The sequence below is a fragment of the Streptomyces anthophorae genome (genome assembly GCF_049310305.1).
Classification (GTDB): Bacteria; Actinomycetota; Actinomycetes; order Streptomycetales; family Streptomycetaceae; genus Streptomyces.
Map to the genome: position 1 here is coordinate 6,495,904 of NZ_JBLWQQ010000001.1, position 14,993 is coordinate 6,510,896.

Below are 14,993 nucleotides of genomic sequence, written 5' to 3' on the forward strand. Positions count from 1 at the left end.
GGCCCTGGCTCCGGTTCCGTGGATCAACGGCCTGGAGCGCGCTCGACGTCCTAGGCTCGTGTGTATGGCACGCAACGTGATTATCACCGGTGGCGGTACAGGAATCGGACTCGCGGCGGCCAGGGCCTTCGCCGCGGAGGGGGACCGGGTGCTGTTGGTCGGGCGGCGGATCGAGGTCCTGGAGAAGGCCGGTGTGTCCGGCGCCCTGAAGTACCCGGCCGACCTCAGCACGGTCGAAGGGGCGCGCGGCGCCGCCGACTTCGCGCTCGAGGCGTTCGAGGGCACGGTCGACGTGATCGTGCACAGCGCCGGCGGGCTCGGCGGCCGGAGCGACCCGGCCCCGGAGGGCAGCGATCCGCTGGAGGCCGTCGCCCACGCCTGGGACGCCGACTTCCGGATCAACACGCTCACTTCGGTGCTGCTCACCGAGGCGTTGCGCGAGCACCTGACCTCGCCGGGCGGCCGGATCGTCTTCGTGTCCTCCATCGCCGCCCTGCGCGGCTCGAACCAGGGCTCGTACGGGGCGGCCAAGGCGGCCCTGCACCCGTACACGTACGACCTCGCCAGGCACCTCGGCCCGCGCGGCATCACCGTGAACACCATCGCGCCCGGCTACATCGAGGACACCGAATTCTTCGGGCCCTCGATGCCAGAGGCGGAGTACCGGCGCCGGGTCGACGCCATCCCGACCGGGCGTGCCGGTACGCCCGAGGACATCGCGGCCACCGTGCTGTGGCTGGCGTCGCCGGGCGGCGGCCATGTCAGCGGGCAGATCGTCCAGGTCAACGGCGGGGAGCTGCTGGGGCGTTAGGGCCTGTCTCAGCCCCGGCCCGTCCGGGGCGCGCGGCCGTTGCGGCTGAGGACGTGGTCCGGCAGGGAGTCCGACTCGTCCGGGGCGACCAGGGCCGTCGCCGTGTTGATCCGCGGCAGCGCGTACGGGTGGTGGTCGGTCAGCCAGCGCACCAGCTGCTCGCGGACCGTGACCCGCACCGTCCAGATGTCGTCCGCGTCCTTGGCCGTGACCAGGGCGCGGACCTGGAGGGTGCTGGGAGTAGTGTCGGTGACGGCCAGACCCCAGTCGCGGCCGTCCCAGGCGGCGCACTCGCGCAGGATGTCGTGCAGCTTCTCGCGCATCTCGGGCACGGGCGCGCTGTGGTCGAGGTGGAAGAAGACGGTGCCGGTCATCTGGACGCCGCCGCGCGACCAGTTCTCGAACGGCTTCGACGTGAAGTACGAGACCGGCATGGTGATGCGGCGCTCGTCCCAGGTGCGCACGGCGAGGAAGGTGAGGGTGATCTCCTCGACCGTGCCCCACTCGCCGTCCACGACCACGGTGTCGCCGATCCGCACCATGTCGCCGAAAGCGATCTGGAGGCCCGCGAAGAGGTTGCCGAGCGTGGACTGCGCGGCGACACCGGCGACGATGCCCAACAGGCCGGCCGAGGCGAGCAGCGAGGCGCCGGCCGCCCTGAAGGACGGGAACGTCAGGAGCATCGCGGCGACCGCGACCACGCCGACGACCGCGATGACGACACGCTGGATCAGGGTGACCTGGGTGCGCACGCGGCGGACCCGGGCCGGGTCGCGCTGGGCGGTGGCGTAGCGCGCGTAGGTCGACTCGACGATGGCCGACGAGATCCGGACGGCGAGCCACGCGGTGGCGCCGATGAGAACCAGGCTAAGCGTTTCTCCAATGCCGCTGTAGTGGTCCTCGGCGACGCCGGCCTGGTCGTACGACCCCTTGAGCAGCGCCGCGCAGAGCACGAGCTGGAGCGGCAGCCGGCAGCGGCGCAGCAGTCCCCACAACGGCGTCTCGTGGTGGCGCTGGTCGGTGCGTTGCAGCAACCGGTCGACCGCCCACCCCACCAGCAGTGTGAGCACGACCGAGCCACCAATGACGATCAGTGGGCGCAGTACGTTCTCCATGCCACGACGGTAACCGGGATCGGGCGCGTCTAACCTGCGGGGCCCTGGCACCATGGAGCCCATGAACATCATGCTTTTCCATTCGGCGTTCGGATTGCGGCCCGCCGTCGAGGCCGCCGCCGACCGGCTGCGGGCCGCCGGGCACGAGGTGTGGACCCCCGATCTCTTCGAGGGCCGTACCTTCGACACCGTCGAGGAGGGCATGGCCTTCAACGAACAGATCGGCAAGGAGGAGCTGCTCAAGCGCGCCGTCCTGGCGGCCGCGCCCTACTCGGACCGGGGCCTCGTCTACGCCGGGTTCTCGCTGGGCGCCGCGACCGCGCAGACCCTCGCCCTCGGCGACGACAAGGCGAAGGGGCTGCTGCTCCTGCACGGCACGTCCGACATCGCGGAGGGCGTCGCCGTGGACGAGCTCCCGGTCCAGCTGCACGTCGCCGAGCCCGACCCGTTCGAGACGGACGACTGGCTGACCGCCTGGTACTTGCAGATGGGCCGCGCGGGAGCCGACGTGGAGGTCTACCGGTACGCCGGTGCGGGCCACCTCTACACGGACCCCGACCTCCCGGACTACGACGAGGAGGCCGCCGAGGCCACCTGGCGGGTGGCGCTCGGCTTCCTCGAAACCCTGTAGGTCCTAGGCGACCGGGGCGTCCGCCCGTTCGACCTTCTGGGTGCCGGTGCGGGTGCGGTACGAGCGCTGCCAGGCCGACGTCGCGTTCCGGTCCGCGCGGTCGGAGACCACGTAGAAGTCCATCTGCGTGCGCTCGGCCGTGACGTCCAGGACGCCGTACCCGTGCCGGTCCATGTCCAGCCAGCGCACGTGCCGGTTGGCCGCCTTGATGGCGCCCTCGGCGACCGTGGAGAGCGTGTCGGGGGCGACGTGCAGGATGTCGTCCAGGTTGTCGGAGGTCACGGACGTGACCACGAACTCCGTCGCGGCGGAGGGCGACAGCGGATACGTCGCCGCCTTGACCGGCACGTCGTTGGCCCACGCCATGTGGATGTCGCCGGTCAGGAAGACGGTGTCGCGGACGGCGTTCTCGCGCAGGTGGGTGATCAGCTCGGCGCGGTCGTGCGTGTAGCCGTCCCACTGGTCGACGTTGATCGCCAGGCCTTCCTTCGGGAGGCCGAGCAGCTCGGCCAGCGGGCCCGCGATGTGGGCGGGCAGCGAACCGAAGGCGACCGGCGAGATCATCACCGAGGTGCCGACCAGCTTCCAGCGCGCGTCCGACGCGGTGAGCCCGGACTTCAGCCAGTCGAGCTGGGCGCGGCCGGTGATCGTACGCTCCGGGGAGTCCACCGCACCGTTGCCGACGCTCGACTGCTCGGAGCGGAACGAGCGCAGGTCGAGGAGGTGGAGGTCGGCCAGCTTGCCGAAGCGCAGGCGGCGGAAGACCGTGCCCGTGGTGGACGGGCGGACCGGCATCCACTCGAAATAGGCCTGCTTGGCGGCCTGCTGGCGCGCCGCCCAGTCGCCCTCGGTGTCCGGCGTGTGGTTCTCCGCGCCGCCCGACCAGGCGTCGTTGGCGAACTCGTGGTCGTCCCAGATCGCGATCAGCGGGTGCGCCGCCTGCATCGCCTGGACGTCGGCGTCGGTCTTCGTCTGGCCGTGCCGGGTGCGGTAGTCGGCGAGCGTGACGATCTCGTGCGTCGGCCGGTGCTCGCGGACTGTGTACTCGGCGGTCGGGTACTCGCCCGTTCTGTACTCGTAGAGGTAGTCGCCGAGGTGCAGGACCGCGTCCAGGTCCGAGCGGGCGGCCAGGTGCCGGTACGGGGAGTAGTAGCCGGCCTCCCAGTTGGCGCAGGAGACGACGCCGAAGCGCAGTCCGTCGGGGGAGGCGTCGTTGGCGGGGGTGGTGCGGGTGCGGCCCACGGGGGAGTGGGCGGCGTCCACCGAGAAGCGGAAGTAATAGGCGGTCGCCGGGCGCAGGCCCCTTACATCGGCCTTGACCGTGTGGTCGGAGGCGGCGCTCGCGGTGACGGTTCCCCGGCCGACGACCTGGCGGAAGGCCTTGTCCTCGGCTATCTCCCAGCCCACCCGCACGTCGGGGCCCTTGCCGGAGCCGGGCAGCGCGTCGGCGGACGGCGTCACGCGCGTCCACAGCAGGATCCCGTCGGGGAGCGGGTCGCCGGACGCGACGCCGTGCAGGAACGCGGGGGACTCGGCGGCGCGGGCGGGGGCCGCGGCGGCGAGCGGCGCGGCGAGCGCGGCACCCGCGGCCGCGGCCTTGACGACCGTGCGGCGGCTCGGCGCGGTCGGTGCGGGTCTGGGATCGGTTTGATGAAGTCGACTGGTCACAGCCGGTCAGACTACTGACTGGTAGATACAGAGAGCGGGCGAACCCGAAAGGTTCGCCCGCTCTTCATCCACCCTCGGCCGACGTCAGCCCTTCAGGGCCTTCTCGGTCGCGGTCTTGTACTCGGCCACGGTCATCGGGGCGTTCTGGCCGTCCGAACCGGTCAGCTTCTTGCCGTCCACGACCAGGCTGGGGGTGCCGGTGACGCCGTCCTTGTTGGTGTCGAAGGACTTGGACATCTTCATGGCCCAGGCGTCGTACGTGCCGTCCGTGACGGCCTTCTGGAACGCCTTGTTGCCCTTGAGCGCGTCGACGGTGTCGGCGATCTTGATCAGGTAGTCGTCGTCCTTGAACTTGTCGTCGCTCTCCTCGGGGTGGAACTTCGCCGAGTAGAGCGCCGTCTTGTAGTCGAGGAAGGCGTCCTGGCTCACGTTGAGGGCGGCGCCGAGCGCGCTCAGCGCGTTCTTGGAGCCCTCGCCGTTGGTGCCGACGTCGCCCTTGCCCGAGCTGTCGCCGTCGAGGAACGTGCCGCCGATGTACTGGAGCTTGAACTTTCCGGCCTCGACGTCCTTGTGGAGCTGCGGGCCGACGGTCTGCTCGAAGGAGGCGCAGACCGGGCAGCGCGAGTCCTCGTAGATCTTCATGGTCTTCTTGGCGTCGGCCTTGCCGATGACGACGGTCGTGCCGTCCTTGCCCGAGGTGTTCTTGGGCGCCTTCACGGCGGAGGACTTGGCGTCCATCGCCGTCTCCCAGTGGGAGGGCTTGTTGGCCTGCATCACCGCGTAGCCGACACCGCCGGCTATCGCCAGGACCGCGACGATGGAGACGCCGACGATCGCCTGCCGCTTCGTCTTGTCGCGCTTGGCCTGGCGCTCGCGTTCGGCGCGCAGCCGCTCGCGGGCCGCGGACTTCGCCTGCTGGGTGTTGCGCTTGCTCATGGTGGTGCTCCGTAGGTAAGTGACATGCGGATGGGGACTGCCGTGCCGGAGCCCGAGCCGAACGGTGGCTCAGGCGGTCGGGCACGGCGGCCCGCGCCGTCCTACGGAGTGCACCCAGAGCCGGGTGCGGGAGGCCGGTACGCGCGTGGCGACGCGCGGCAGCCGAGCGGAGGGCTCGCGCCGGACCGTGACCGCGGCGAACGCGATGAGCAGCGGCCGGAACGCGAAGGCGGCCACCGCGCGCAGCAGTTGGGCCAGGGCCTGTTCGCCGCGGCGCAGCCAGGCGGCCGCGAGCAGACCGACCGCGACGTGCGCGGCGAGGAGCAGCCAGGAGGCCGCCGGGTCGGTGTGAGCGAAGAGCACGGCGGCCCGCTCGGTGCCGCCGCCGGTCATCCGGGCCAGCGGGGTGCCCACGTTCCCGGCGCACAGCACGTCGAAGCCGAACTGGCGCAGCGGTCCCGCGACCGGGCCGCCCGCCCGGCCGTAACAGACGTGCTGTCCGGTCGTGAAGACCGTGTCGGCGGCCAGTTCCAGCGGGACGAGCAGGGCGGCGATCCGGCCGAAGCCGCGCTCGCGTCCCGCCAGCGCGTACGCGATCACGAAGACGGCCGCGGCGATCGCCGCGATCGTCGTGAGCGGCAGCGGGGCCCGGGACAGCAGCACGTGCGACGCGACGGACAGCGTCACGACGCATGCCGTGAACAGCGCCGCGCGCGTCACTCGTAGCTGGGTCCCGGATATGTCGTCCATCGCGGCAGAGTGTGCCATGGGTTCCTGTAAACGATGCCTAAAGGGGAGCTCATTCACAGCACCTTTTACAGGCCCGGGATCCGGCCGTTGCGGAACAGGTCCACGAAGATCTGGTGGTCCGCACGCGCGCGTGCCCCGTAGGAGTGCGCGAAGTCGACCAGCAGGGGCGCGAAGCCCTCCTCGTCGGCCGCGATCGCCGCGTCGATGGCGCGCTCGGTGGAGAACGGCACCAGCGACTCGCCGGACTGGTCGTCCGCCGCCGCGTGCATCGTCGCCGTGGCCCGGCCGAGGTCGGCGACGACCGCCGCGATCTCCTCCGGGTCGTCGATGTCGCTCCAGTCCAGGTCCACCGCGTACGGCGAGATCTCGGCGACCAGCTGCCCGGCCCCGTCCAGCTCCGTCCAGCCGAGCCACGGGTCGGCGTGCGCCTGAAGGGCGCGCTGCGAGATGACCGTGCGGTGGCCCTCGTGCTGGAAGTAGGCGCGGACCGCCGGGTCGGTGATGTGCCGCGAGACGGCCGGGGTCTGGGCCTGCTTCATGTAGATCACGACATCGTTCTCGAGGGCGTCGCTGTTGCCCTCCAGGAGGATGTTGTACGAGGGCAGGCCCGCGGAGCCGATGCCGATGCCGCGGCGCCCGACCACGTCCTTGACCCGGTACGAGTCGGGGCGGGACAGGGAGGCCTCCGGAAGCGTCTCCAGGTACCCGTCGAACGCCGCGAGCACCTTGTAGCGCGTCGCCGCGTCCAGCTCGATGGAGCCGCCGCCCTCGGCGAAGCGGCGCTCGAAGTCGCGGATCTCCGTCATGGACTCGAGCAGGCCGAAGCGGGTCAGCGAGCGGGCGTCGCGCAGCGCCTCCAGGAGCGGTCCTTCGGCCGTGTCCAGCGTGAAGGGCGGCACCTCGTCCCTCTTGGCGCCGGTCGCCAGCGCGTGGATGCGCTCGCGGTAGGCCGCCGCGTACGTGCGCACCAGGTCCGTGATCTGCTCGTCGCTCAGCGCCTTGGAGTAGCCGATCAGCGCCACGGAGGCGGCGAAACGCTTGAGGTCCCAGGTGAAGGGGCCCACGTACGCCTCGTCGAAGTCGTTCACGTTGAAGATCAGGCGGCCCGTGGAGTCCATGTACGTGCCGAAGTTCTCCGCGTGCAGGTCGCCGTGGATCCACACCCGGCTGGTGCGCTCGTCCAGGAAGGGCCCGCCGTGCTGCTCGCGCTCCACGTCCCCGTAGAAGAGACACGCCGTGCCGCGGTAGAAGGCGAAGGCCGAGGCCGCCATCTTGCGGAACTTGACCCGGAACGCCGCGGGGTCCGCGGCGAGCAGCTCGCCGAACGCGGTGTCGAAGACGGAGAGGATCTGCTCGCCGCGCTGCTCAGCGGTGGGCTGCGGTTCCGACATCGCTGGGTGCCTCCTGGTGCGGGGTGGTCCGGTACGCCGTACTGACGCGTGGGACAGGTGTTCTGGTCTGTCCAACGCACGACCGTACTCCGGAGTGCCCGGCCGTTGTCAGTGACCGGTCGTAGACTTCCAAGCTGTCCCCCGTCAGTCGCCCGGTGTTTTCCATTGGAGGCCCCCACCGTGTCCAAGCCGCCCTTCACGCACCTGCATGTGCACACCCAGTACTCGCTGCTGGACGGTGCGGCGCGGCTCAAGGACATGTTCAAGGCCGCCGGCGACATGGGCATGACGCACATCGCGATGTCCGACCACGGCAACCTGCACGGCGCGTACGACTTCTTCCACACCGCGGAGAAGGCGGGCATCACGCCGATCATCGGCATCGAGGCGTACGTCGCCCCGGAGTCCCGGCGCAACAAGCGGAAGGTCCAGTGGGGCCAGCCGCACCAGAAGCGCGACGACGTCTCCGGTTCGGGTGGTTACACCCACAAGACGATGTGGGCGGCGAACAGCACGGGACTGCACAACCTGTTCAAGCTGTCCTCGGACGCGTACGCCGAGGGCTGGCTCCAGAAGTGGCCGCGCATGGACAAGGAGACGCTCTCCCAGTGGAGCGAGGGCATCATCGCGTCCACCGGCTGCCCCTCCGGTGAGCTCCAGACCCGGCTGCGCCTCGGCCAGTTCGACGAGGCGGTCAAGGCGGCCGCCGAGTACCAGGACATCTTCGGCAAGGACCGGTACTTCCTGGAGCTGATGGACCACGGGATCGACATCGAGCACCGGGTCCGCGAGGACCTCCTGCGGGTCGGCAAGAAGCTCGGCATCCCGCCGCTGGTGACGAACGACTCGCACTACACGTACGCGAACGAGGCGTCGGCGCACGACGCGCTGCTGTGCATCCAGACCGGCAAGAACCTCTCCGACCCGGACCGCTTCCGGTTCAACGGCACGGGCTACTACCTGAAGTCGACGGACGAGATGTACGCCATCGACTCCTCGGACGCCTGGCAGGAGGGCTGCCGCAACACGCTGCTCGTGGCCGAGCAGATCGACACGACCGGCATGTTCGAGAAGCGCGACCTCATGCCGAAGTTCGACATCCCGGAAGGCTTCACGGAGGTCACCTGGTTCCAGGAGGAGGTCCGCCGCGGCATGGCCCGCCGCTACCCGGGAGGCGTCCCGGAGGACCGCCAGAAGCAGGTCGAGTACGAGATGGACATCATCATCCAGATGGGGTTCCCGGGGTACTTCCTGGTCGTCGCCGACTTCATCATGTGGGCCAAGAACAACGGCATCGCGGTGGGCCCCGGCCGTGGTTCCGCGGCCGGTTCGATCGTCGCGTACGCCATGGGCATCACCGACCTCGACCCGATCACGCACGGCCTGATCTTCGAGCGGTTCCTCAACCCCGAGCGCGTCTCCATGCCCGATGTCGACATCGACTTCGACGAGCGCAGGCGCGTCGAAGTGATCAGGTACGTGACCGAGAAGTACGGCGCCGACAAGGTCGCCATGATCGGCACCTACGGCAAGATCAAGGCCAAGAACGCGATCAAGGACTCCGCGCGCGTGCTCGGCTACCCGTACGCGATGGGCGACCGCCTCACCAAGGCGATGCCCGCCGACGTCCTCGGCAAGGGCATCGACCTCTCCGGCATCACCGACCCCCAGCACCCGCGCTACAGCGAGGCCGGCGAGATCCGGGGGATGTACGAGAACGAGCCCGACGTCAAGAAGGTCATCGACACCGCCAAGGGCGTCGAGGGCCTGGTCCGGCAGATGGGTGTGCACGCGGCCGGCGTCATCATGTCCAGCGAGCCCATCGTCGACCACGCCCCGCTGTGGACCAGGCACACCGACGGCGTGACGATCACGCAGTGGGACTACCCGCAGTGCGAGTCGCTCGGCCTGCTGAAGATGGACTTCCTGGGCCTGCGCAACCTGACGATCATGGACGACGCCGTCAAGATGGTGCGTTCCAACAAGGGCATCGACCTGGAGATGCTCGACCTCCCGCTGGACGACCCGAAGACCTTCGAACTGCTCTGCCGCGGTGACACGCTCGGCGTCTTCCAGTTCGACGGCGGCCCGATGCGCTCGCTGCTCCGCCAGATGCAGCCCGACAACTTCGAGGACATTTCCGCCGTCTCGGCCCTGTACCGACCGGGCCCGATGGGCATGAACTCGCACATCAACTACGCGGAGCGCAAGAACGGCCGGCAGGAGATCACGCCGATCCACCCGGAGCTCGAAGAGCCCCTGAAGGAGACGCTCGGCCTGACCTACGGCCTCATCGTGTACCAGGAGCAGGTGCAGAAGGCCGCGCAGATCGTCGCCGGCTACTCGCTCGGCGAGGCCGACGTGCTGCGCCGCGTGATGGGCAAGAAGAAGCCCGAGGAACTGGCGAAGAACTTCGTCCTCTTCCAGGAGGGTGCGAAGAAGAAGGGCTTCTCCGACCAGGCGATCCAGGCCCTGTGGGACGTCCTGGTGCCGTTCGCGGGCTACGCGTTCAACAAGGCGCACTCCTCCGCGTACGGCCTGGTCACCTACTGGACCGCGTACCTGAAGGCGAACTACCCGGCCGAGTACATGGCCGCGCTGCTCACCTCGGTGAAGGACGACAAGGACAAGTCGGCCGTCTACCTGAACGAGTGCCGGCGCATGAAGATCAAGGTCCTCCCGCCGGACGTGAACGAGTCGGTGCACAACTTCGCCGCCCAGGGCGACGACGTGATCCTCTTCGGCCTGGAGGCGGTTCGCAACGTCGGGTCGAACGTGGTCGAGTCGATCACCCGGGCCCGCAAGGCGAAGGGGAAGTTCACCTCGTTCCCCGACTACCTGGACAAGATCGAGGCCGCGGCCTGCAACAAGCGGACGACGGAATCGCTGATCAAGGCCGGTGCCTTCGATCAGATGGGACACACCCGCAAGGGCCTCACCGCCCAGTACGAGCCGATGATCGACAACGTCGTGGCGGTGAAGCGCAAGGAGGCCGAGGGACAGTTCGACCTCTTCGGCGGCATGGGCGAGGGGGAGAGCGACGAGCCGGGCTTCGGCCTCGACGTCGAGTTCTCCACCGATGAGTGGGACAAGACGTATCTGCTCGCCCAGGAGCGCGAGATGCTCGGCCTGTACGTCTCCGACCACCCGCTCTTCGGCCTGGAGCACGTGCTCTCCGACAAGGCGGACGCCGGCATCGGCCAGCTCACCGGAGGCGACTTCGGGGACGGCGCGGTCGTCACGGTCGGCGGCATCATCTCCGGCCTCCAGCGCAAGATGACCAAGCAGGGCAACGCCTGGGCGATCGCGACCGTCGAGGACCTCGCCGGTTCCATCGAGTGCATGTTCTTCCCGGCGACGTACCAGCTGGTGTCCACCCAGCTCGTCGAGGACGCCGTCGTCTTCGTCAAGGGCCGCCTCGACAAGCGCGAGGACGTGCCGCGCCTCGTCGCCATGGAGATGCAGGTCCCCGACCTGTCGAACGCGGGCACCAACGCGCCGGTGATCCTCACGATCCCGGCCCTGAAGGTCACCCCGCCGATGATCAACCGGCTCGGCGAGATCCTCACCAACCACCGGGGCGACAGCGAGGTGCGGATCAAGCTCCAGGGGCCGCGCAAGACCACGGTGCTGCGGCTCGACCGGCACCGGGTGAAGCCCGACCCGTCGCTCTACGGAGACCTGAAGGTGCTGCTCGGCCCGTCCTGCCTGGCCGGCTGACCGCACGCACGCATGCGCGAGGGGCGCACCCGGATATCCGGGTGCGCCCCTCGCTGTGTGCCGACTTCCCTACGAGGCGCCTCAGTTGTGCCCGAAGCGACGCTCGCGGTGCTTGCGGGCCACGTCGCCCGGAGTCGCCTCCACGGCCGACTTGGCCTGAGCCTCCATGGCCGAGGACCGGGCCTGCTCGTCCGGCCGGGCCTGCTCGGCCGCCTTCTGCTGATGGCGGTTCTGCTTACGGTTCTTGGCCATGGTGATCTGCCTCCTGCGGGGGATCTAGGGGCCAGGGCCGGCTTCAGATTCACACAGGCGGAGGAAGAACGCATTTCGGAGTATTACCGTTCGTAACGGGTGTAGGTCGTCGACGGCCCGCCCCGGGTTCACGGCTTCCGCCACGCCGAAGATCCAGTTCGGGCCGTTAACCCCCGCGCGGTCGGGCAGACTCGAAGGAAACCCGAAGCGAAGCCGCGGGAGCCGTCCCGTGGAGCGTGTCCGGACTCCTTGCAAGTCGGCGGAAAGAGGGTGGATCGCGTGGATCGTTGCATCGTTCTGGTGGATGCCGGATATCTGCTGGGGGCCGCGGCGAGTCTGCTCGCGGGCGAGCCCTCCCGCTCACGGATCCATGTCGACCACGCCGCCCTCATCCAGGGCCTGCGCGAGCGCGCCGAGGCCGAGACCGGCCGGGAGCTGCTGCGCATCTACTGGTTCGACGGGGCGCCCGACAGGGTGCCGCAGCCCGAGCACAGGCGACTGCGGGTGATGCCGCGGGTCACCGTCCGGCTCGGCGCGCTGACCAGGAGCGACGGGCGGTGGGCACAGAAGGGCGTCGACGCGGCGATGCACGCCGAGCTGACCGAGCTGGCCCGCAACCGGGCCTGCTCGGACATCGTGCTGGTGACCGGGGACGGGGACCTGCTGCCCGGCATGATGGCCGCCAAGGAGCACGGCGTCGCCGTCCACCTCTGGGCCGTGCAGGCCGCCGACGGCGACTACAACCAGTCCGAGGACCTGGTCGCGGAGGCCGACGAGCGGCGGGTGCTCGACCGGGCCTGGATCACCAAGGCGGTACGTGCCAAGGAGCTCGGCGGGATCTGCGCGCCGCCGCCCGTGCCGCGCCCGGAGATCGCCGCGATCCTCTCCGCGCCGCTGCCCGAGTCGGCGCTGTCCTCCTCGGGGCGGCCCGTGGAGGAGCCGGGGGAGGGGGCGTCCGTGCAGCATGCCCCGGCCGCGCGGGGTGAGAACGGTGCGGTGGCTTCCGAGGCGGCGTCGGCGGCGGAAGAGGAGGAGCGGGCCGGGGTCGGCAAGGGCGTGCCCACGCCCAAGGACCTCGCCGCGCTGCGCGGCCCGGGGGCGCAGACCGCCCAGCATCCCGCGAACGCGACGCTGCGGTGGTCGTCCGACAAGGGGTGGGTCGAGCGGCCGGGGGGCGGCGGGGAGCCCGCCGATGTGGCGTCCCTGCCGACGCTGGCGCAGCTCACCACGGCGGAGCAGCGGTGGGCCGACCGCGAGGAGGACATCACCGCGATCGGCGGGGATCCGTACGAGGTCGGGCAGGTGTTCGCGCGGCGGTGGCGGGAGCGGTTGGGGGACCAGGCGCAGTTGCAGAAGCTGGCGACCATGTATCCGCGGGTGCCGCACCGGATCGACGGCGAGTTGTTGCGGTACGCGGCCAGGTTCGGGCTGCTCGCGCACAAGGACGACCAGATCGACGAGCACGATCGGTATGCGATCCGGGCGGGGTTCTGGCGGGAGATCGACATCCGCACGGCCGAGCACGCGGCTGCCGCCGACTAGCCGGTCCGTGTTGCGCGGCACGGGGGCTTTTCCGCCGTGCCGGGGTCGGCCCCGACGTTTTCGTTGCGCGGCACCGTGCGCCGCCTTGCCCACCCTGCCGCCCAAGGCGGCAGATTGCCCAAGCCGGTGACGGCTGGCCTATTGAGCCCCTGCGGCGATTGAGCAGCGGGGTCCGGGGCGGAGCCCCGAGGGTGCAACGCCGGTGCGGCGGAAGGGGGCAGGCCCGGTCCGGGGCGGAGCCATGCGTGGGAAATGTCCCGCCCCGCGTGCAATCGTGAACGCCGGACCCCGTAGGCTCGTTCCTCGTGAGTATGCGCACCGATGCCGTCGCCCAGAAGCGTAATGCGGGCGCTGTGGTGTGCGCGGTGCGGGGTCTGCGGAAGACGTATCCGGCCTCGCGCGGGCGCCGTGGCGTGCCCGGGACACCGGAACTGCGGGCCACGGACGACGTACGGCTCGACATCGAGCGCGGGGAGATCTTCGGCCTCCTCGGGCCGAACGGGGCGGGCAAGTCCACCCTCGTACGACAGCTGACCGGCCTGATGCGCCCCGACGCGGGAAGCGTCGAGATCCTCGGGCACGACATCGTGCGGCACCCCGAGCGCGCCTCCCGGATCCTCGCCTACCTGGGGCAGGAGTCGACCGCCCTCGACGAGCTGACCGTCGCGCTGGCCGCCGAGACCACCGGGCGGCTCCGCGGGCTCCCGCTGAAGGACGCGCGGGCCGCCCGCGACGACGTCCTCGACGAACTCGGCCTCACTCCGCTCGCCGCACGGCCGATCAAGAAGCTGTCCGGCGGCCAGCGCCGGCTCGCCTGCTTCGCCGCCGCCCTCGTCGGCGAACGCCCCCTGCTCGTGCTCGACGAGCCGACCACCGGCATGGACCCCGTGGCCCGCCGCGCCGTATGGTCCGCCGTGGACCGCCGCAGGGCCGAGCGCGGCACGACCGTGCTGCTCGTCACCCACAACGTGATCGAGGCCGAGACCGTGCTCGACCGGGTGGCCGTGCTCGACCAGGGCCGCGTGATCGCCTGCGACACCCCGGCCGGACTCAAGGAACGCGTCGCCGGCGAGGTGCGCGTGGAACTCGTGTGGCGCCAGGAGGCTCCGGTGGAGCTCGACGAGGTGGCGCGGCTGCGGCCGCACGCCGTGGAATCCGGGCGGCGCTGGTCGCTGCGGCTCGCACCGGACGAGGCCCGCTCCGCCGTCGCCGCCGTCACCGGCGGCCCGGCCTTCGACTTCCTCGACGACTTCACGCTCGCGACGCCGAGCCTGGAGGACGTGTACCTGGCGCTCGGCGGCAGCCGCAGCGGCGTGAAGGGCCTGGTGAAGGCGTGAGTGTCATTCCCGTCGAGGCGGCCCCGGCCCGCCGGGCGTCCGTGCCCGAGGAGGCCGAGGAACTGCTCGCGCCCCGCGCCCGCTTCCTGCCCTCGCTCGCCGCCGTCTACCGGGCCCAGCTCAGCCGGGCCCGCGTGGCCCGGATCCCGCTGCTGTTCGTGGCGACGTTCCAGAGCATCGGCATCATGATCCTGATGCGCGGCGTCGTCGACCAGGGCGGCCGTGAGGCGCAGGCCGTCGTGGCCGGGTCCGCGGTGCTCGTCGTCGCGTTCGTCGCGCTGAACCTGCTCGCCCAGTACTTCGGGCAGCTGCGGGCGGCCGGTGGCCTCGACCACTACGCGACGCTGCCGGTGCCGCCCGCCTCCGTGGTGCTCGGCGCCGCGGGCGCGTACGCCTCGTTCACCGTGCCGGGGACCGTGGTCACCGCGGTCGTCGGCTGCGCGATGTTCCAGCTGCCGCTCACCCACCTGTGGGTGCTCGCCGCGGTGATCCCGCTGGCGGGCGCCGCCCTCGCCGGCCTCGGCGCCGCGCTCGGCCTGCTCGCGCCCCGGCCGGAACTGGCCACGCTGCTCGGCCAGTTGGGCATGTCCGCGGCGCTGCTGCTCGGCGTCCTTCCGGCCGACCGGATGCCCGAGTTCGTGCAGTGGGCGCGGGACCTGCTCCCGTCTACGTACGGGGTCGAGGCGTTCGCGCGGACCTTCGCCGCGCACCCCGACTGGGGCGTCGTCCTGCTCGACCTGGGCGTCTGCGCGGCCGTCGGCGTGGCCTCGCTGGCGGTGGCGACGTGGGCCTACCGTCGGGCCGCCGTCCGGTGACGCGCCGCACAGCGACGCCTGGCAC

General features: G+C 70.6%; 12 protein-coding genes. 6 read left to right on the forward strand and 6 right to left on the reverse strand.

All coding sequences use genetic code 11. The annotated features are described in order from the left end of the window. Positions 1 to 64: 64 nt before the first annotated feature. On the forward strand, positions 65 to 811 hold the full coding sequence (locus ACNYS0_RS29450; RefSeq protein WP_422477713.1) for an SDR family NAD(P)-dependent oxidoreductase: 747 nt from the start codon (positions 65 to 67) through the stop codon (positions 809 to 811). A gap of 8 nt (positions 812 to 819) precedes the next feature. Here ACNYS0_RS29450 and ACNYS0_RS29455 read toward each other — a convergent pair whose 3' ends face one another. Next, positions 820 to 1,926: a mechanosensitive ion channel family protein gene (locus ACNYS0_RS29455; protein ID WP_422477715.1), complete on the reverse strand. Its 1,107-nt coding sequence runs from the start codon at positions 1,924 to 1,926 to the stop codon at positions 820 to 822. A gap of 61 nt (positions 1,927 to 1,987) precedes the next feature. Here ACNYS0_RS29455 and ACNYS0_RS29460 point away from each other — a divergent pair, with 61 nt between their 5' ends. Continuing rightward, entirely contained in the window at positions 1,988 to 2,557 is a 570-nt protein-coding gene (locus ACNYS0_RS29460) for a dienelactone hydrolase family protein (RefSeq protein ID WP_422477717.1), read from the forward strand. 3 nt (positions 2,558 to 2,560) lie between these two features. Here ACNYS0_RS29460 and ACNYS0_RS29465 read toward each other — a convergent pair whose 3' ends face one another. The 4 genes from ACNYS0_RS29465 to ACNYS0_RS29480 all read right to left on the reverse strand — a co-directional run bounded on the left by ACNYS0_RS29465 (position 2,561) and on the right by ACNYS0_RS29480 (position 7,302). After that, entirely contained in the window at positions 2,561 to 4,225 is a 1,665-nt protein-coding gene (locus ACNYS0_RS29465; protein WP_422477719.1) for an alkaline phosphatase D family protein, read from the reverse strand. A gap of 84 nt (positions 4,226 to 4,309) precedes the next feature. Beyond that, the gene (locus tag ACNYS0_RS29470; RefSeq protein WP_422477721.1) at positions 4,310 to 5,161 is read right to left on the reverse strand and encodes a thioredoxin domain-containing protein; all 852 of its coding nucleotides are present in this window, start codon (positions 5,159 to 5,161) and stop codon (positions 4,310 to 4,312) included. Between the two features lie 69 nt (positions 5,162 to 5,230). Beyond that, complete coding sequence (locus ACNYS0_RS29475; protein WP_422477723.1) at positions 5,231 to 5,911, reverse strand: hypothetical protein; 681 nt, start codon at positions 5,909 to 5,911, stop codon at positions 5,231 to 5,233. Between the two features lie 65 nt (positions 5,912 to 5,976). Beyond that, positions 5,977 to 7,302 (reverse strand): DUF2252 domain-containing protein, encoded by a 1,326-nt coding sequence (locus tag ACNYS0_RS29480; protein WP_422477725.1) that lies wholly within the window; start codon positions 7,300 to 7,302, stop codon positions 5,977 to 5,979. A 180-nt stretch (positions 7,303 to 7,482) separates the two neighbouring features. Here ACNYS0_RS29480 and dnaE point away from each other — a divergent pair, with 180 nt between their 5' ends. After that, positions 7,483 to 11,022 (forward strand): DNA polymerase III subunit alpha, encoded by a 3,540-nt coding sequence (dnaE, locus tag ACNYS0_RS29485; RefSeq protein ID WP_422477727.1) that lies wholly within the window; start codon positions 7,483 to 7,485, stop codon positions 11,020 to 11,022. 81 nt (positions 11,023 to 11,103) lie between these two features. Here dnaE and ACNYS0_RS29490 read toward each other — a convergent pair whose 3' ends face one another. Next, positions 11,104 to 11,274: a hypothetical protein gene (locus tag ACNYS0_RS29490; RefSeq protein WP_385768816.1), complete on the reverse strand. Its 171-nt coding sequence runs from the start codon at positions 11,272 to 11,274 to the stop codon at positions 11,104 to 11,106. Between the two features lie 279 nt (positions 11,275 to 11,553). Here ACNYS0_RS29490 and ACNYS0_RS29495 point away from each other — a divergent pair, with 279 nt between their 5' ends. From ACNYS0_RS29495 to ACNYS0_RS29505, 3 genes are all read left to right on the forward strand, one after another. Then, positions 11,554 to 12,816 carry an NYN domain-containing protein gene (locus tag ACNYS0_RS29495; protein WP_422477729.1) on the forward strand — a complete coding sequence of 421 codons (1,263 nt, stop codon included), beginning with the start codon at positions 11,554 to 11,556 and terminating at the stop codon, positions 12,814 to 12,816. A gap of 311 nt (positions 12,817 to 13,127) precedes the next feature. Then, complete coding sequence (locus ACNYS0_RS29500; protein WP_422482807.1) at positions 13,128 to 14,153, forward strand: ABC transporter ATP-binding protein; 1,026 nt, start codon at positions 13,128 to 13,130, stop codon at positions 14,151 to 14,153. Continuing rightward, positions 14,150 to 14,968, forward strand: coding sequence for an ABC transporter permease (locus ACNYS0_RS29505; RefSeq protein ID WP_422477731.1), 819 nt, complete (start codon positions 14,150 to 14,152; stop codon positions 14,966 to 14,968). The genes ACNYS0_RS29500 and ACNYS0_RS29505 overlap by 4 nt, the downstream gene beginning before the upstream one ends. The last annotated feature ends 25 nt before the right edge of the window (positions 14,969 to 14,993 follow it).

Excerpts from the sequence above, each read along its gene's own strand:
- ACNYS0_RS29450 (WP_422477713.1), top strand. The coding sequence starts at position 65 with ATGGCACGCAACGTGATTATCACCGGTGGCGGTACAGGAATCGGACTC.
- ACNYS0_RS29455 (WP_422477715.1), bottom strand. The coding sequence starts at position 1,926 with ATGGAGAACGTACTGCGCCCACTGATCGTCATTGGTGGCTCGGTCGTG.
- ACNYS0_RS29460 (WP_422477717.1), top strand. The coding sequence starts at position 1,988 with ATGAACATCATGCTTTTCCATTCGGCGTTCGGATTGCGGCCCGCCGTC.
- ACNYS0_RS29470 (WP_422477721.1), bottom strand. The coding sequence starts at position 5,161 with ATGAGCAAGCGCAACACCCAGCAGGCGAAGTCCGCGGCCCGCGAGCGG.
- ACNYS0_RS29475 (WP_422477723.1), bottom strand. The coding sequence starts at position 5,911 with ATGGACGACATATCCGGGACCCAGCTACGAGTGACGCGCGCGGCGCTG.
- ACNYS0_RS29480 (WP_422477725.1), bottom strand. The coding sequence starts at position 7,302 with ATGTCGGAACCGCAGCCCACCGCTGAGCAGCGCGGCGAGCAGATCCTC.
- ACNYS0_RS29490 (WP_385768816.1), bottom strand. The coding sequence starts at position 11,274 with ATGGCCAAGAACCGTAAGCAGAACCGCCATCAGCAGAAGGCGGCCGAG.
- ACNYS0_RS29500 (WP_422482807.1), top strand. The coding sequence starts at position 13,128 with ATGCGCACCGATGCCGTCGCCCAGAAGCGTAATGCGGGCGCTGTGGTG.